The sequence below is a fragment of the Escherichia whittamii genome (genome assembly GCF_014836715.1).
In the GTDB taxonomy this organism is placed as follows: Bacteria; Pseudomonadota; Gammaproteobacteria; order Enterobacterales; family Enterobacteriaceae; genus Escherichia; species Escherichia whittamii.
Window position 1 is genome coordinate 211,025 of record NZ_JACSQI010000001.1, and the last position, 17,140, is coordinate 228,164.

The 17,140-nt window shown below is 47.9% G+C and carries 15 protein-coding genes; 6 read left to right on the forward strand and 9 right to left on the reverse strand.

Annotation, left to right across the window (positions count from 1 at the left end):
- Window positions 1-32: 32 nt before the first annotated feature.
- The gene (gene ribF, locus H9644_RS00955) at window positions 33-974 is read right to left on the reverse strand and encodes a bifunctional riboflavin kinase/FAD synthetase (protein ID WP_064525378.1); all 942 of its coding nucleotides are present in this window, start codon (window positions 972-974) and stop codon (window positions 33-35) included.
- A gap of 7 nt (window positions 975-981) precedes the next feature.
- Window positions 982-1,200 (reverse strand): DUF2575 family protein, encoded by a 219-nt coding sequence (locus tag H9644_RS00960; RefSeq protein WP_064525381.1) that lies wholly within the window; start codon window positions 1,198-1,200, stop codon window positions 982-984.
- 102 nt (window positions 1,201-1,302) lie between these two features.
- Between H9644_RS00960 and rpsT the strand changes: the two genes are divergently transcribed.
- The 3 genes from rpsT (at window position 1,303) to H9644_RS00975 (ending at window position 5,425) form a co-directional block, all read left to right on the forward strand.
- On the forward strand, window positions 1,303-1,566 hold the full coding sequence (rpsT, locus tag H9644_RS00965) for a 30S ribosomal protein S20 (protein WP_001274019.1): 264 nt from the start codon (window positions 1,303-1,305) through the stop codon (window positions 1,564-1,566).
- A 407-nt stretch (window positions 1,567-1,973) separates the two neighbouring features.
- Window positions 1,974-3,347 carry an MFS transporter gene (locus H9644_RS00970; RefSeq protein WP_191772761.1) on the forward strand — a complete coding sequence of 458 codons (1,374 nt, stop codon included), beginning with the start codon at window positions 1,974-1,976 and terminating at the stop codon, window positions 3,345-3,347.
- Window positions 3,348-3,385: 38 nt separating this feature from the next.
- Window positions 3,386-5,425 (forward strand): glycoside hydrolase family 31 protein, encoded by a 2,040-nt coding sequence (locus H9644_RS00975; protein ID WP_191772763.1) that lies wholly within the window; start codon window positions 3,386-3,388, stop codon window positions 5,423-5,425.
- Window positions 5,426-5,482: 57 nt separating this feature from the next.
- On the opposite strand, the gene nhaR is transcribed toward H9644_RS00975, so the two are convergent.
- The 5 genes from nhaR to H9644_RS01000 form a co-directional block, all read right to left on the reverse strand.
- A complete protein-coding gene (gene nhaR, locus H9644_RS00980) occupies window positions 5,483-6,382 on the reverse strand; it encodes a transcriptional activator NhaR (RefSeq protein ID WP_064525422.1) in 900 nt (299 codons plus the stop codon).
- Window positions 6,383-6,447: 65 nt separating this feature from the next.
- Complete coding sequence (nhaA, locus tag H9644_RS00985) at window positions 6,448-7,614, reverse strand: Na+/H+ antiporter NhaA (RefSeq protein WP_191772765.1); 1,167 nt, start codon at window positions 7,612-7,614, stop codon at window positions 6,448-6,450.
- A 234-nt stretch (window positions 7,615-7,848) separates the two neighbouring features.
- On the reverse strand, window positions 7,849-9,108 hold the full coding sequence (locus H9644_RS00990; RefSeq protein WP_191772767.1) for an IS1/IS1595 family N-terminal zinc-binding domain-containing protein: 1,260 nt from the start codon (window positions 9,106-9,108) through the stop codon (window positions 7,849-7,851).
- 128 nt (window positions 9,109-9,236) lie between these two features.
- Window positions 9,237-10,730 (reverse strand): sulfatase family protein, encoded by a 1,494-nt coding sequence (locus H9644_RS00995; RefSeq protein WP_064525398.1) that lies wholly within the window; start codon window positions 10,728-10,730, stop codon window positions 9,237-9,239.
- Window positions 10,731-10,750: 20 nt separating this feature from the next.
- Entirely contained in the window at window positions 10,751-11,512 is a 762-nt protein-coding gene (locus H9644_RS01000) for an outer membrane protein OmpK (RefSeq protein ID WP_191772769.1), read from the reverse strand.
- Window positions 11,513-12,126: 614 nt separating this feature from the next.
- On the opposite strand from H9644_RS01000, the gene mokC reads away from it, so the two are divergent.
- On the forward strand, window positions 12,127-12,279 hold the full coding sequence (mokC, locus tag H9644_RS01005) for a type I toxin-antitoxin system toxin MokC (protein ID WP_000809168.1): 153 nt from the start codon (window positions 12,127-12,129) through the stop codon (window positions 12,277-12,279).
- 103 nt (window positions 12,280-12,382) lie between these two features.
- Here the strand turns inward: mokC and dnaJ are convergent, their stop codons facing one another.
- Together dnaJ and dnaK are read right to left on the reverse strand one after the other, a co-directional pair.
- A complete protein-coding gene (gene dnaJ, locus H9644_RS01010; protein WP_064530363.1) occupies window positions 12,383-13,513 on the reverse strand; it encodes a molecular chaperone DnaJ in 1,131 nt (376 codons plus the stop codon).
- Window positions 13,514-13,601: 88 nt separating this feature from the next.
- Entirely contained in the window at window positions 13,602-15,518 is a 1,917-nt protein-coding gene (dnaK, locus tag H9644_RS01015; RefSeq protein ID WP_000516135.1) for a molecular chaperone DnaK, read from the reverse strand.
- Between the two features lie 374 nt (window positions 15,519-15,892).
- On the opposite strand from dnaK, the gene H9644_RS01020 reads away from it, so the two are divergent.
- Together H9644_RS01020 and msyB are read left to right on the forward strand one after the other, a co-directional pair.
- Complete coding sequence (locus tag H9644_RS01020) at window positions 15,893-16,297, forward strand: DUF2541 family protein (RefSeq protein WP_064530365.1); 405 nt, start codon at window positions 15,893-15,895, stop codon at window positions 16,295-16,297.
- Window positions 16,298-16,322: 25 nt separating this feature from the next.
- Complete coding sequence (gene msyB, locus H9644_RS01025; protein WP_064530366.1) at window positions 16,323-17,036, forward strand: acidic protein MsyB; 714 nt, start codon at window positions 16,323-16,325, stop codon at window positions 17,034-17,036.
- Window positions 17,037-17,140: the final 104 nt, after the last annotated feature.

Here is a 17,140-nt window from a genome sequence, read left to right on the forward strand (position 1 = left end):
GTTCCGTATTTCGGTTTGATTACATAACAGGCTTAAGCCGGTTTTGTTAGCCCAAAAAATTCGCGGGCGGTTAATTCATCACGCGCAATCTGCGCTTTCAGTTCGTCCAGCGACGCAAATCGCTGCTCATTGCGTATTTTTTTACGCAGCACTACTTGTATATGGCGACCGTACAGGTCCATTACAACATCTAACAAATGCACTTCCAGCTGCTGGCGAATACCTGCAACCGTTGGGCGTGTTCCGATGTTTGCAACGCCGGGTAACGGCTTTTCACCGAGGCCCAGCACTTCTACCGCATAAACCCCTTTCACCGGGGAAACCTGACGGCGCAGCGGTACATTCGCCGTCGGGAAACCTATAGTGCGCCCTAATTCATCACCGTGGACCACACGCCCGGAGATGGCAAACGGGTGCCCCAGTAAACTTTCTGCCAGAGCCAGATTGTCATCCGCCAGTGCCTGACGCACGGCGGTACTGCTGATACGCACGCCACCTTCGCAAAAAGTTTGCGTACTGGTGATATCGAAGCCGTATTCCGCGCCAGCTTTCTGTAATAACAAGAAATCGCCTTCACGACCAGCGCCAAAGCGGAAATCATCACCCACGGCGAGGAATTTTACCCGCAAATGCTTCACCAGAAGATCACTGATGAAATTTTGCGCGGTTAACGCCGCAAAACGCCTGTCAAAACGCACGCAGAGCACGTAATCTACGCCGCACTCTGCAAGGTAACGCAGTTTTTCCCGCAACCGGGTCAGTCGCGCCGGGGCTTTATCAGTGGCAAACAGTTCCAGCGGTTGAGGCTCGAAAATCATCACCATCACCGGTAAGTTTCGCTTGCGCCCTTCTTCCCGTAAGCCCTGTAACAACGCACGATGACCGCGATGCACGCCGTCGAAATTACCAATAGTCAGCACACACCCTTCTTGCGGGGCCTGGCTGAGATTATGTATGCCGCGTATCAGCTTCATGTCTGGCTCAAAACAGTGAAAATCGTCCGAGTATACCTTGTACAGCGGTCAAGGTTAACCGGCGATTGAGTACCGAAATCAGAAAGAAGTGGCTTTTCATTGCCATGGCGCAAATCACGGGAAGAAACTCACGGCCTGATGCAATTTTTATCGCGGAAAAGCTGTATTCACACCCCGCAAGCTGGTAGAATCCTGCGCCATCACTACGTAACGAGCGCCGGCACATTAACGGCGCTTATTTGCACAAATCCATTGACAAAAGAAGGCTAAAAGGGCATATTCCTCGGCCTTTGAATTGTCCATATAGAACACATTTGGGAGTTGGACCTTGGCTAATATCAAATCAGCTAAGAAGCGCGCCATTCAGTCTGAAAAGGCTCGTAAGCACAACGCAAGCCGTCGCTCTATGATGCGTACTTTCATCAAGAAAGTATACGCAGCTATCGAAGCTGGCGACAAAGCTGCTGCACTGAAAGCATTTAACGAAATGCAACCGATCGTGGACCGTCAGGCTGCTAAAGGTCTGATCCACAAAAACAAAGCTGCACGTCATAAGGCTAACCTGACTGCACAGATCAACAAACTGGCTTAATCGCCTTTTGTTGTCAGCTTTGTAAAAAAGCCCGCGCAAGCGGGTTTTTTTATGCCTGCGCGCCTGAAAGTTTCAAATGAAAGACATCTCTCTTTTACTTAGTCCTGCCGCCATATATTTCCCCAAGGATAAAACATTTAACATTTCATCATGAAAATGAAAATGTTTTATTCTCTGATAAAACGTGAACTGTATAACAAAATACAGATAAACAAAGCCAAAAACGAATTAACGCAAACTTAAAACGAAAAATTATAATTGTCGCCACCACTCTCCTTAACTAATCTCATCCCCACAACGTTGTTTAAATCATTAATAAATATGCATTAAGGAAAGTCAGTATGTATTTGCTTAGAAAATAAAAGCTGTATTTCTGAGACAGGCATTCTTGTTCTGGAGAGAATATAATGAGTTCCGTCATTGAAACCACTCAATCAACTTCATCCGATTCCTTACCTTTAATACAGCGGATTAGCTACGGCTCACTGGATGTTGCCGGTAATCTGCTCTACTGTTTTGGCTCTACCTACATTCTTTATTTCTACACCGACGTAGCAGGGATTAGCCTGGCGGTTGCAGGCATCATCCTACTGCTGGCGCGCATTGTAGACGGTATCGATGCGCCAGTGTGGGGGATCATTATCGATAAAACCCATTCGCGTTATGGAAAATGCCGTCCATGGTTTTTATGGTTACCATTACCTTTTGCTGTATTTAGTGCGCTTTCTTTCTGGTCACCCGATATCAGCATGACAGGAAAAGCTGTTTATGCAGCAATATCGTACATGTTAGCCAGCATTCTGTTTACTGGGTTGAATACACCATTAAGCGCCATATTACCGCTGATGACGCTGTCACCAAAAGAACGCCTGGTATTAAACTCATATCGCATGACTGGTGGGCAAATTGGCGTACTATTAATGAATGCGACAGCACTGCCATTGGTCGCATTCCTTGGTAAGGGTAACGATAAAGCAGGCTTTATTTATACTGCCATTGTCTTTGCTGTAATATCCTGTGCCTTAACGTTGTTTGCCTTTAAAAATATTCGCGAACTGGATACCGATAAAATACAGCAAGAACCACGACTGCCGATGAAAAAGAGTTTTTCGGCAATGAAAGGGAACTGGCCGTGGATCCTGATGGTAGTAGCGAACCTCATCTTCTGGATTGCCCTACAGCAGCGCAACACCACTATTGTTTACTATTTAACCTACAACCTGGATCGCAAAGACTTGGTCCCGCTGGTCAACAGCCTCGCCACCATTCAGATCCTGTTTATCATTGCCATTCCGTTCTTCAGTCGCTATCTCACCAAAACCTGGATTTGGATTACCGGGCTGCTGGTCGCGATGTCAGGCGGGGGCCTCATGTGGCTGGCCGCCGACAGCATCCCTTTGATGATCGCCGCCTGGGTATTCGCCAATATCGGCAGCGGCATCGCCTGCTCTATGCCTTTCGCGATGCTCGGTTTCGCCGTTGACTTTGGTCGCTGGAAAACCGGCATTAAAGCGACCGGCATTCTGATCGCCTTCGGCAGCACCTTCTGCATCAAGATGGGCAGTGGTATCGGTACAGCTTTCGCTGCCTTGATTATGGACAGCTTTGGTTATATCCCCAACCAACAACAGACGGCTGCAGGGTTGGAAGGTATCAGTCTGGCATTTATCTGGGTCCCCGCACTGCTCTTTGCTCTCGCGGCTGTACCACTGCTCTTCTTTCGCCAGTATGAAGCGATGGAAGGTCGTATCCAACACGATCTGCAAGTCCACAATCGTTGAGTTTATCAACATGCCATTTGCTCCTGGGAGGAACAATTATGTCGTTTATTAAGCAAGATCCCCACCGTCTGGTCTGGCAACAAGACGATCGTTATCTCTGGATTGAGGCCTGGGGAGAAAACAGTTTACGCGTGCGAAGCGGCCGCCATTTACCGGTAATGCGCAATGAAAACTGGGCGTTAACTCAGGAGCCTGGCGATGCTGTCGCTCATATCACCTGGGATGAAAAACAGGCAACGCTGAGAAATGGTAAAATCACTGCCATCGTAAATCTTCAGGGGCAGCTCTCTTTCTGGCGTAATGACGATAAATGCCTGCTACAGGAGTTCTGGCGTCAACGTGGCGAAATTGGTGAAGATGAGTCAGCACACGGCCAATATGTGAGCGCTCTTAATCTACAGGCCCGTGAATTCAAGCCTATTCCTGGCGGGAAATTTACGATTAAGGCACGATTTGAAGCCAACGATGGCGAGAAACTGTTTGGCATGGGTCAGTATCAGCAACCAAATCTGGATTTAAAAGGTTGCATGCTGGAACTGGCACAACGTAACTCGCAGGCTTCTGTTCCCTTCCTGCTATCAAATCAGGGTTATGGTTTTCTGTGGAATAACCCAGCAATTGGCCGCGTCACCTTCGCGCAAAACGGCACGGAATGGGTAGCAGAGGTCAGTGAACAACTGGACTACTGGATCACCGCGGGCGATACACCGGCAGAAATCAGTGAAGCCTATGCACGAGTCACCGGTACGCCACCGATGATGCCTGATTACGCAATGGGGTTCTGGCAATGCAAGCTTCGCTATCGTAATCAACAAGAATTGTTAGAGGTCGCACGCGGCTACAAGCAACGCAATCTTCCGATCTCGGTGATTGTCATCGATTTCTTCCATTGGCCTAATCAGGGCGACTGGATGTTCGATCTGCGTGACTGGCCCGATCCCGACGCGATGATCGCCGAATTAAAAGAAATGGGCATCGAACTGATGGTTTCATTCTGGCCTACCGTAGATAACCGTACCGAGAGTTATCGGGAGATGAAAGAAAACGGCTGGCTGGTCCATACCGAGCGTGGTTTGCCGATCAATATGGATTTCCTTGGCAACACCACATTCTTTGATGCGACCCATCCTGGCGCACGGGAATATGTCTGGAACAAAGCCAAACGCAATTATTACGATAAAGGCGTGAAGCTGTTCTGGCTGGATGAAGCCGAGCCGGAGTTCGGTGTTTACGATTACGACAACTATCGTTACTACGCAGGGCCGGTGCTGGAAGTCGGTAATATCTATCCGCGTATGTACGCCAAAACTTTCTTCGATGGCATGCAGGCTGCCGGAGAGAAGCAGGTGATCAACCTGCTACGTTGCGCCTGGGCCGGTAGTCAGAAATATGGTGCTCTGGTGTGGTCAGGCGATATCCACTCTTCCTTCCGATCTCTGCGCAATCAGTTTGCTGCGGGGCTGAACATGGGAATTGCCGGGATCCCGTGGTGGACGACGGATATTGGCGGTTTCCACGGTGGCAACATACATGATCCAAAATTCCATGAACTGCTTATTCGCTGGTTCCAGTGGGGGGTATTCAGCCCAGTAATGCGTTTACATGGCAACCGCGACCCGCAAGTTTTGCCAGAACAAACCTATCGTGATGGCATCGCACAATGTCCGACCGGCGCGCCGAATGAAGTCTGGAGCTACGGTGAAGAAACCGGTGAAATTCTCACTGCCTGCCTGCAGTTGCGTGAGAAGCTGAAACCTTATATCAGTAAAATTATGGCTGAGACGCACGAGAAGAACAGCCCGGTAATGCGCACGATGTTCTTTGAATTTCCTGACCAGGCAGAAAGCTGGAATATTTATGATCAGTACTGCTTTGGCCCGGACCTTCTCATTGCTCCTGTAATGCACGAAGGTGCTCGCTCACGTGATGTCTGGTTGCCAGCCGGAGAAACGTGGATCGATTTTTATACCCATGAACACTACGCGGGTGGGCAAACGCTTCATCAGTGCACGCCGCTGCACCAGATACCGGTATTCGTTCGTGAGAAAGGGAAATATCGCCAGCTATTACCCGTTTAAAAGACATCGTTTGTTCGTTAGCACGCCCCGTATGTAGCGGGGCGTGGATTCTGATATCTATCGTGAAGCGGGAGAAAACAACGCAGAATAATCCGTATTACAGATACGCTGTACTGCCGGATGCTGAATCATGCGTTCAGCAAAAATGGCATGATACTCTTCCATCACATTCTCAACGCGGCCAATTTCCACGACAGTTTTATCAGCATAAAAATCATATGCATAAAGCGTCGGCGCGACAAAAATAGCATTGTGCATCGCGCCAAAAGCTTTCATCAACGCGGCATCATCAAACTCACCAAGAATCTCGACGTTTAATCCCTGGGAATTAAACCAGTTAAGCAATTTGCGCCCTAACATGGAGCGACGCCCAGGAATCAGTAGCCGCCGTTCTTCCAGACAAGCCGGGAAGGTTTTTTCCGGCGGCGGATTCGTGCACCAGAAGCTCACGCCGCATTCTCCAATCCTCACGGAGAACAGGCCTTCCTGCTGCGTAGAATCTATCGGGCAATCGGAAATGATCATGTCCAGTTTATGCTGACTTAGCTGCTCGAGGAGCATTTCGTGAGTAGACTCAAAGCAACGTAGATGAATCGGCTCCCCTTCTACCACTGCGGCATTCAGTACGCTACTGACCAGACGTTTGGAAAGCGCATCAGCCACGCCAACATCAAACAATAAATTGGACTCTTTGCGATAGTTCACGATATCCAGCATTTCCTGACTTAAAGTGAACATTTTATCGGCATAGCGATAGACCAGTTCACCCAGTTCACTGGGTTCCAGACCACGTCCTTTACGCTTAAATAATTTCCCTTGCAGACGCTCTTCCAGAGCCCTGATCTGCCCGGTAATCGTTTGTGGTGTTAAATAGAGCGCCTCCGCTGCGCCAACCACAGAACCTTCTTTGTAGACATGCCAGAAGTAGTATAAGTGGTTGTAATTGATATGAGACATGCTCATTTCTCTCCCTGATAACAATGAAAAGGGAGCCGTTTATGGCTCCCCGGTAAACCGCCCTGTCAAACTACTGGACGTAAACGAACGCGTAACCAGCTGTATCCAATTACCGCCGAAGAAATTGAACCGACAAGGATGCCTAATTTTGCCCAGTTAATCAGTTCTGGATCTACGCTACCAAACGCCAGGCTGGCAATAAAGATAGACATAGTAAAACCGATACCGCACAGAATACCAACCGCCATAATTTGCTGATAAGTCGTTCCCTCTGGCAAATGCGCCAGTTTCAAACGCAACGCCAACCAGCAGAAAAGACTAATACCCAGTGGCTTGCCAATCAGCAAACCAGCGATGATCCCTAATGGCAGAATGGAGGTCAGGCCATCCAGCGTCACGCCTTGCAGAGATACGCCCGCATTGGCAAACGCAAACAGCGGCAAAATCAGATATGCCACCCACGGATGCAAAACATGCTCCAGACGTTTAGCCGGGGATCGCCCATGCTTCTCTTTTAACGGAATAAAGAAGCCGACAATGACGCCAGCCAGCGTTGCATGGACACCTGATTTCAACACCGCTGTCCACAGCACCACACCAACCAGAATATAAACGCCCGTGCGACGAACTCCACAGATATTCAGTACCGCGAGTACGGCAATCGCTACTGCCGCAACGCCGAGAGAGGCCATCGACAAGTCGTTAGTGTAGAACAAGGCGATGATAATGATGGCTCCAAGGTCATCAATAATAGCCAGAGCCATCAAAAAGATCTTCAGCGCCAAAGGCACACGACTGCCTAACAGGGCCAACACGCCCAGAGCAAAGGCAATATCAGTTGCCGCCGGGATCGCCCAGCCTTCACGAGTGATAGGATCGGCATAGTTAAAAGCCAGATAGAGCAATGCCGGAACAATCATCCCACCGATTGCGGCAATAACAGGAAATGCCGCCTGGCGCAAACTGGCCAGCGAACCTTGCATCAGCTCGCGTTTAACTTCCAGACCAACCAACAGGAAAAATACCGCCATCAGAGCGTCATTGATCCATAGCAGCATGTTCTTGTTGATCTCAAGTGACCCAACCCGGAGCTGAACCGGTGTCTCAAGAAAGTCGTGATACCATCCACTGGTTGCACCGCTGTTGGCCATAATCATCGCTAATACAGCGGCAATAATGAGAATAATGCCTCCCGAGGCATCACTGCTAAAGAATCGATGCAGATGTTTCACTTTTTATTTCTCTTCAGGTGAATAGATCGTTTTTACGATTTTACCCCGCACGAATCATCGTTAAAATCAGATTATAGTGTAGGAATAGTTCGTTTTTTACGATCTATTAAAAGAATTGCGCCATCAGCGAGAGATGAGTTTTTGATGCCCGAAAGCGGTGGCTGATGACCTTAAGCCCTATTAATCATAGTCTAAGGTCAAGATTTATGAAGAATTTATTCGGAAAAGTAATAATTAAATCGCTCCATGCTCTAGTGTTTTATTCCACAAATGTTTGAGGATATCTAATGCAGAGACGACATTCGCAGGAGACATTCGGTTCAATGATGCCAGGAAAGGATGGTTCTCCACAAAGTGGATAAAACGCGTCGCACTGTTCAATGTCGCATGCCGCATCTCGCGGACTTTCTTACTGCCAGTGAGATTACATACAGCCATTGAATAATTGCGGTTAGAAAATGCACGCCAGACATTGTTTCGTACCCCACCACTAAGGAATAATCTCGGTGGAAAATCAATCCTGCCTGGTGCCACACCGCGCTCTTTGACAAAGGAAATATGGCACCGACCTTGATGAATATGCTGCAAATTAGCCATCAGACAGCCGCCCAATATAAAGCATTCGTGATCAAGGTAATGCTGAACGTTGATGGAATGCTCATCGGTCAGTATTCTGACCAGTTCAAAATGACGATATGCCGGAAGAACCGGTTTCACCAGCATTCCTGGATCGTTTTGATGTAAAACTGCCGGGCCGTAATCAATATCAAATAAGGTATCCCGCCGCATAGTGAGTAACTCTTTGCGCTGGACATGATGTGCCAGCGTCCCTGGAGACATACGCTCTTCATAGCTTGATGTGTATTGATAATGTTGCTCTACGGCAGATGGGGAGTAATTGGTTGAGATGGCAACCACCCTACCGCTTTGTTCTTCTGCGGTAACAAGGGCATAAAGATAGTTATTGCTACCATTATACTTGACACGAAAAGCACGGGTACTCAGAGTAATATCAGTGGCAGAGAAACGCTGTCGGCTTTCTTTATAATTTGCTTCACGCGCTAATTTTAACAGTTCACGGCTAAGTCCAGTGCTGTTAAGAAGTAACGACTTTCTGATATCCGCAAGTGCCTCCCCTTGTTCAATCATCAATGCTAACTGGGCTCCTCGTGGTGTGGTATTTACATGTTCCAGAGTGATAAATGTTTTCTCACAATGATGGCAATACATTCTTCTCTGGCCTTGTGCTGAGTATCCATATTTTTTGAGAGATGTACTTCCGCAAGTTGAACATTGGCAAATTAAACCTCTCCAGGAGTGATTAACAATATTACGATAAATATTGAGCGACTGTTCAGAGATCACTGGAAACAAGTAACCACATTCACGGCATAAAATATTTTTCCCCTGAGCAACATAATCCTGGCTATTCAGCAACCCCAGGTTTTTACATCCTGGTGTTTTGCAACAATCAACATTTACGTTGGTAAACATATCCACTCCCTGCGAATAGCCGTATCTTGATATTGTTCAGCATAAAAAGAACCTGATTCAATGCGTAGCACTGAATCAGGCGGGCATAGCCCTGAATGGCATACATTACATTTATTATGATTATCAGGTTAGCCCCAGGTCACTGCTTCTGGTTTATCGCCTCTGGCTTTCATTAGAGAATCATTATCAATATCAGTTTTATATTTTAAAAACTTACCATACATCTGTTTTTCAATATCTGGTTTTTTACCGATCAGATTAAATGTTTCAAAACGATCAGATTTAAGATTGTAGAGATATTTCGGTTTATTATTGCGATCGATAATCATCTTCCAGTCACCATCACGTATCGCCCATTCGTCGGTTGGATCATCCTGGAATGGCATATCAATCCCGAAAATTAATGGTTTTTCACGCTTCAATGCTTTTTGCTCAAGAACAGGAACCAGCGATTCACCATCGAAAGTACGATCTGTAGGTAATTTGAAATTCATCATTTTCGCCAAAGTAGGCATCCAGTCCAGACCATAAACGGGTGTATCTGAAACCATTCCCTGTGGTAGATGTTTACCATATTTAATAATGGCTGGAACACGAATTCCGCCTTCCCAAAGATTATCCTTGCGACCGCGTAATCCGTCCGTTTCCCCTGCCAGATTCAGCTCATACACTTTGCGCGCTTCACGCGTTACCGGACCGTTATCACTGGTAAAAATAACGATGGTGTTATCTTCTTCACCCATCATTTTGATTTTATCCAGCACTTTTCCAACCTGTGCATCCAGATAGCTGATATTGGCATAATATTCCCCTACACCACGCCAGGGTTTGTCCGCCCAGTCGCCATAAAATAAATCAGGATGCTGCTTCTGATACGCGCTCATATATTGTGAGTACATGTCGAGATATTTTTTGGGCGAAGCCAGGGGGCTATGCACTTCGGTAAAAGCGACATAAAGGAAGAAAGGCTTGCTGTCCTTTTTGTGATCCAGCCAGTTGACGACTTCCGAACTGACATACTCACCGCTCATTTTATCGGCTCGCGGAGTGGGTTGCCCGTTACGTAGCCAGCCTGTTGGGTAAACCATGCCATAACGCGGGCGTTCTTTAGCGTTATCCAGCGTGGCGTCGGTAACAAAGCCCGCCGTATTAACCAGTGAATAATCAAAGCCCATATCTTGTGCCTGTGGCTGATCGGTGCGATCGCCGCCTGCATTCAGATGCAGCTTACCCATCATTGCCGTGTCGTACCCTTGCGCTTTGAGTAGATTAGCAATCGTGAGTTCGTTACGCCCTAAGGCAACATCTTTGCCCGAGGGGATCCATGAGCGAATTCCAGTACGAAATGGCATCCGGCCTGTTAATAGCCCAGCGCGTGAAGGTGAACTTAAGGGGGCGGGAGCATAGTAGTCAGTAAATTTGACACCTTCCTGGGCAAGCCTGTCGATATTAGGTGTTTTAACGATCTGATGACCATATGTTGCCAAATCACCATAGCCTAAATCATCAGCCATAATAATGACTAAATTAGGTTGTTTAGTCTCTGCGGCTAAGGCAGGAATAAAAGCATTCCCTGTGCAAACTGCAAGGCCGATCAAACTGGCCATTAATGTTTTCTGCATAATTATTTCCTGATAAAAAATTAGAAATCATAACCAAGCATATAAATCATTTGATCGCCAAAACCATCGTAGCCCAACTTATTATCGAAATAACGCCACGTCACACTGGCTTTCCAGCGAGGATAGAACTTCCAGGCAATAGTTAAACCGCCATTTAACCCGTTCCGGCCAAATTGCTGCTCCGCGTAAGCATCGTTCCTGTCCAGTTCTATTTCATTCCAGTTAGATAAAACAAATTTTTCGTCAAATAAGGTAAATGGCAATACTGCAGTCCAGCCAACAACATAACCGTTCCAGCCATTCGTTTGACCATATTTAGCTGATACGTAGTCGCCAGATTGATTATGCAATCCAATATACGGTTTAAAAAAGCCCCACTCACCATTCCAGCCGAGGTAACCGAATCCATAAAACATGTCCAGATCGTCACCCCATGAGTTATCCCATTGGCCATAAATTTTGCCAAAGAATGTCATATCAGAGTCAAAGAGTCTGACATGCGTCATTGCTGAAACCGTATGATTTCGCCCTGCTACAGCATGATTGAGTACATTACTTTCATAAAATGAGTAAAACTCTGCTTCTTTAAAATTTACTCCAAAGTCCGCAGTCACTTTCCATACTTCACCACGGTGAGTGTTTACAAATCCGCTATTCCAGTCAGCATAACCCGCATTTATTGAACCAAAGGATCCTTTATATTCTAATGAAGAATATGCAGGGAAATGATAGATAGCTGTTATCAGGGTACACGCAATAAGAAGTCGTCTTTTGGCAGACATATAATATGTTCTCCATTCATTGTTTTTATGATTCCATCGGAATTAATACACCAGACAATTCATTTTTATTAAGAATGACCAGGCCAGTATATTTAAAGATGACTATCGAAGCGTGATGAAGATCGCAGATTACTTTTGCAAACAGCCGGAGGGATATCGTGTTTCAGAAAATGTGTCTGTTTTAAATATCACCCTTTGATTTATAGGCATTTTTCATGATGAACTTAGCATTGGCTGCTGAACGTATTTCTTTGTCTCTCTATAGTATTACACTAACCTTTAATAATTAATTTCCTTTAGCTATTCACTTTTGATAGAGGAAAACACCTTTTTTTGTGAATCTTTGGATGTATTTAAGTTAAATAAATTGATGTATTGAAATATTATTCCGCAAAAATGCGAGACGTCTTCAGAAAAAGAATTGATAAAACAGAAGTGAATTAAAAGCGCAGTATAATAACGGCGGGTGCTTGAGGCTATCTGTCTCAGGCATTAGCTAGATGGCAGATAGAGAAAAGCCCCGAGTGATATTTTACCATCAACCCGAGGCCCCCCTATATGCAGACTCATGTAGAGTGCCTCTTACTGACCGTAAGGTCAAGGAGAAGAGAGCAATGAAGCAGCATAAGGCGATGATTGTCGCCCTGATCGTCATCTGTATCACCGCCGTAGTGGCGGCACTGGTAACGAGAAAAGACCTCTGTGAGGTTCACATCCGAACTGGCCAGACGGAGGTTGCTGTTTTCACGGCTTACGAATCCGAGTAAGAGCAACGGCGGGGAGTGATCCCCGCCACTTTACAGGTGCTTGCATATCTTCAACGCACCCTATTTTTACCCTGGCCTGCCCACGGGCAGGCTTTTCAGGGCGTTAGCGAGTCAGGTCGTCAAAAAACTTCTTCACGCCATCGAAGAAGCTCTTCGAGCGCGGGCTGTTGTGCTCGCCGGTTGGGCCACCGAAGCTTTCTTGCAGCTCTTGCAGCAGCTGTTTCTGCTTCTCGTTCAGACCTACCGGTGTTTCGACAACAACGCGGCACAGCAAGTCACCTTGCGCACCGCCGCGAACAGACTTGACGCCTTTACCGCGCATACGGAACAGCTTACCGGTCTGGGTTTCGCCAGGCACTTTCAGTTTAACGCGCCCATCAAGGGTCGGCACTTCGATTTCGCCACCCAGAGCTGCCATAGCGAAGTTGATCGGCACTTCGCAATACAGGTTGTTGCCTTCACGCTCGAAAATCGGGTGCTGTTTAACCTGTACCTGAACGTACAGATCGCCTGCCGGTGCGCCGTGTTCGCCCGCTTCACCTTCGCCCGCAAGACGGATGCGATCTCCAGTGTCCACCCCTGCCGGGATTTTAACGGACAGCGTTTTGCTGCGCTCAACGCGACCATGACCATGACACTTGTTGCATGGATCTTTGATAAGCGTACCGCGCCCCTGACAGTGCGGACAGGTCTGCTGTACAGCGAAGAAGCCCTGGCGCATCTGCACCTGACCAGAACCATGACAGGTCGGACAGGTCTGCGGCTGCGTGCCTGGTTTTGCACCGCTACCGTGGCAAACGTCACACTCTTCCAGAGTCGGAATGCGGATCTCTTTGGTCACGCCACGTACAGCTTCTTCGAGGGTGAGCTCCATGTTATAGCGTAAATCAGCACCACGCGCCGCACGTTGACGACCACGTCCGCCGCCAAAAATATCGCCGAAAACGTCACCAAAAATATCGCTGAAGTCTGCGCCGCCGCCAAAACCGCCGCCGCCCATGCCGCCTTGCTCAAACGCCGCATGACCATACTGATCATATGCCGCGCGTTTTTGCGAGTCGGTCAGAACTTCATAAGCTTCCTTGATCTCTTTAAATTTCGCCTCGGCCTCTTTGTCACCCTGGTTACGGTCCGGGTGATATTTCATGGCCAGGCGTTTGTAGGCCTTTTTGATTTCACGCTCTTCCGCTGTTCTGGAAACGCCTAAAATCTCGTAATAATCAAGCTTCGCCATCTTTTTTTAATTGCCCCTAGATGAATGCACGGGCGGAGAGGAAAATCCCCTTCGCCCGTGTCAGTATAATTACCCGTTTATAGGGCGATTATTTTTTGTCTTTGACTTCTTCAAACTCGGCGTCGACAACATCGTCATCTTTTGCGTTGTTTGCAGAAGCATCAGCACCGGCAGTCTGCTGCTGGGCATGTTGCTGCTGGGCGATTTCCATCAGTTTCTGGGAAACCTGTGCCAGCTCCTGCATTTTCGCTTCGATAGCGGCTTTGTCTTCACCTTTCAGAGCAGTTTCCAGTGCAGTCAGCGCAGACTCGATAGCAGTTTTGTCGTCAGCCGGCAGTTTGTCGCCTGCTTCTTCAACCTGCTTACGGGTACTGTGCAGCAGATGGTCGCCCTGGTTGCGGGTCTGTACCAGCTCTTCAAACTTACGGTCTGCTTCGGCGTTAGCTTCAGCGTCGCGTACCATTTTCTGGATTTCATCTTCGTTCAGACCAGAAGAAGCCTTGATGGTGATCTTCTGCTCTTTACCGCTGTTTTTGTCTTTCGCGGAAACGTGCAGGATACCGTCAGCATCGATATCGAAGGTAACTTCGATCTGCGGCATGCCGCGCGGTGCCGGGTTGATGCCATCCAGGTTGAACTGACCCAGAGATTTGTTATCAGCCGCACGTTTACGTTCACCCTGCAGCACGTGGATGGTTACCGCAGACTGGTTGTCTTCAGCGGTAGAGAACACCTGGCTGTGCTTGGTCGGGATAGTCGTGTTTTTCGCGATAAGCGTAGTCATTACACCGCCCATGGTTTCGATACCCAGAGACAGCGGGGTAACGTCCAGCAGCAGTACGTCTTTCACGTCGCCAGTCAGTACACCACCCTGAACGGCAGCACCGATTGCCACAGCTTCGTCCGGGTTAACGTCTTTACGCGGCTCTTTACCAAAGAACTCAGCAACTTTCTTCTGAACCATTGGCATACGAGTCTGACCACCAACGAGGATAACATCGTCGATATCAGATACGGACAGGCCAGCGTCCTGCAGAGCAACTTTCAGCGGCTCGATGGAACGGTTCACCAGGTCTTCCACCAGGCTTTCCAGTTTCGCACGAGTCACTTTGATGTTCATGTGTTTCGGACCGGTCGCATCTGCAGTGATGTACGGCAGGTTAACGTCGGTCTGTTGAGCGGAAGACAGCTCGATTTTCGCTTTTTCTGCCGCTTCTTTCAGGCGCTGCATTGCCAGCGGGTCGTTACGCAGGTCAATACCCTGATCTTTCTTGAATTCTTCAACCAGATAGTTGATCAGACGGCTGTCGAAGTCTTCACCACCTAAGTGGGTATCACCGTTGGTTGCCAGAACTTCGAAGGTTTTTTCGCCGTCAACTTCGTCGATTTCGATAATGGAGATATCGAAAGTACCACCACCAAGGTCATAAACCGCGATAGTACGGTTACCAGTACCTTTGTCCAGACCGTAAGCCAGCGCAGCTGCGGTCGGTTCGTTGATGATACGTTTTACTTCCAGACCAGCGATACGGCCTGCGTCTTTAGTTGCCTGACGCTGTGCATCGTTAAAGTATGCCGGTACAGTGATAACAGCTTCAGTTACCGGTTCGCCCAGGTAATCTTCCGCGGTTTTCTTCATTTTTTTCAGCACTTCAGCAGAGATCTGCGGCGGTGCCATTTTCTGGCCTTTAACTTCGACCCATGCGTCGCCGTTATCAGCAGCAATAATTTTGAACGGCATGATGGAAACATCACGCTGTACTTCTTCGTCCTGGAAGCGGCGGCCAATCAGGCGTTTAATCGCAAACAGGGTGTTTTGCGGGTTCGTCACTGCCTGACGTTTAGCCGGCTGACCAACCAGAGTTTCACCATCCTGGGTATAGGCAATGATAGAAGGCGTGGTGCGATCGCCTTCGGCGTTCTCCAGCACACGAGGAGTGGTGCCATCCATAATCGCTACACAAGAGTTGGTAGTACCCAGGTCGATACCAATAATTTTACCCATCTAAACGTCTCCACTATATATTCGGTCATCATGTGGTATGAGTCTGTAATAGGGGCGAAACGTCTGGTTTCAACTGCCCAATTTCATTTTTTTGCAGACTCACTCACTGCGGTTGACTACTAAATGGGGTCGTAACCCACGTCATCAAGGGGGAGATGCAAAAATTTTTTGTGCTTTTGCGCAGAAATTTCGTGATATGCCGGAAGAAGACATGAAACAGACAGCCGTTTTATTCATATAAAGAATGAATTCAACACAAGGCATTCACCAAAAAATTGTAATAAAAAGAAAAGATTACATACCTGAATCTTCTTTTCGTCAGCAGTAAACTAGTAGCTATTCATCCCCTACTGCTCCCCGCTAAGAGAATCTTTATGAAATCCGTTTTTACGATTTCCGCCAGCCTGGTACTTGGCCTTATGCTGTGCTGCACGGCGCAAGCTAACGACCATAAAATCCTCGGCGTCATTGCGATGCCGCGTAACGAAACCAACGATCTGGCGCTGAAACTCCCCGTTTGCCGCATCGTAAAACGTATCCAACTCACCGCCGATCATGGCGATTTACAGTTGAGCGGCGCGTCGGTTTATTTCAAAGCCGCCCGTAGCGCCAGCCAAAGTCTGCATGTTCCCGCAGAAATTAAAGAAGGGCAAACCACCAGCTGGATCAACATTAACAGCGATAACGACAACAAACGCTGCGTGTCAAAAATCACCTTTTCCGGTCATACAGTGAACTCGTCCGATATGGCCACGCTGAAAATTATCGGCGACGACTAACGCTTGAACAGAGAATCCCCAATAAATGAATGTTAATTACCTGAGTGATTCAGATCTGGATTTTCTCCAGCATTGTAGTGAGGAGCAGCTGACCAATTTCGCCCGTTTGCTCACCCATAACGAAAAAGGCAAAACGCGACTCTCCAGCGTTCTGATGCGTAATGAACTGTTCAAATCGATGGAAGGGCATCCCGAGCAGCATCGCCGCAACTGGCAGCTGATTGCCGGAGAATTACAACATTTTGGCGGCGATAGTATCGCTAACAAACTTCGCGGACACGGCAAGCTGTATCGGGCTATTTTGCTCGACGTCTCAAAACGGCTGAAGCTGAAAGCCGATAAAGAGATGTCTACCTTTGAAATTGAGCAACAGTTACTGGAACAATTTCTGCGTAATACCTGGAAGAAAATGGACGAGGAACATAAGCAGGAATTTCTCCAGGCGGTCGATGCCAGAGTCAACGAGCTGGAAGAGCTATTACCGCTGCTGATGAAAGACAAATTGTTGGCAAAAGGTGTGTCGCATCTGCTTTCCAGCCAATTGACCCGCATTTTACGCACCCACGCAGCAATGAGCGTGCTTGGGCATGGTTTGCTGCGCGGCGCGGGGCTAGGTGGCCCTGTGGGCGCGGCATTAAACGGAGTTAAAGCCGTCAGCGGTAGCGCCTATCGCGTCACCATTCCGGCGGTACTGCAAATTGCCTGCCTGCGCCGGATGGTTAGCGCCACTCAGGTCTGATACCGGATACCGGGGAAAATTTTCATTTTCCCCTCAAAAGATCATAGACACTGCCCCACTGGCTGATTATTATGCCGCGCCCTGAAATCACTACAGTTATTCAG

What these genes read in the sequence shown, in the direction of transcription:
- H9644_RS00975 (WP_191772763.1), top strand. Translation starts at nt 3,386, where the DNA reads ATGTCGTTTATTAAGCAAGATCCCCACCGTCTGGTCTGGCAACAAGAC.
- dnaK (WP_000516135.1), bottom strand. Translation starts at nt 15,518, where the DNA reads ATGGGTAAAATTATTGGTATCGACCTGGGTACTACCAACTCTTGTGTA.
- H9644_RS00970 (WP_191772761.1), top strand. Translation starts at nt 1,974, where the DNA reads ATGAGTTCCGTCATTGAAACCACTCAATCAACTTCATCCGATTCCTTA.
- dnaJ (WP_064530363.1), bottom strand. Translation starts at nt 13,513, where the DNA reads ATGGCGAAGCTTGATTATTACGAGATTTTAGGCGTTTCCAGAACAGCG.
- nhaR (WP_064525422.1), bottom strand. Translation starts at nt 6,382, where the DNA reads ATGTCTCATATCAATTACAACCACTTATACTACTTCTGGCATGTCTAC.
- msyB (WP_064530366.1), top strand. Translation starts at nt 16,323, where the DNA reads ATGAATGTTAATTACCTGAGTGATTCAGATCTGGATTTTCTCCAGCAT.
- H9644_RS00990 (WP_191772767.1), bottom strand. Translation starts at nt 9,108, where the DNA reads ATGTTTACCAACGTAAATGTTGATTGTTGCAAAACACCAGGATGTAAA.
- H9644_RS01000 (WP_191772769.1), bottom strand. Translation starts at nt 11,512, where the DNA reads ATGTCTGCCAAAAGACGACTTCTTATTGCGTGTACCCTGATAACAGCT.
- H9644_RS01020 (WP_064530365.1), top strand. Translation starts at nt 15,893, where the DNA reads ATGAAATCCGTTTTTACGATTTCCGCCAGCCTGGTACTTGGCCTTATG.
- H9644_RS00960 (WP_064525381.1), bottom strand. Translation starts at nt 1,200, where the DNA reads ATGTGCCGGCGCTCGTTACGTAGTGATGGCGCAGGATTCTACCAGCTT.
- mokC (WP_000809168.1), top strand. Translation starts at nt 12,127, where the DNA reads ATGAAGCAGCATAAGGCGATGATTGTCGCCCTGATCGTCATCTGTATC.
- ribF (WP_064525378.1), bottom strand. Translation starts at nt 974, where the DNA reads ATGAAGCTGATACGCGGCATACATAATCTCAGCCAGGCCCCGCAAGAA.
- H9644_RS00995 (WP_064525398.1), bottom strand. Translation starts at nt 10,730, where the DNA reads ATGCAGAAAACATTAATGGCCAGTTTGATCGGCCTTGCAGTTTGCACA.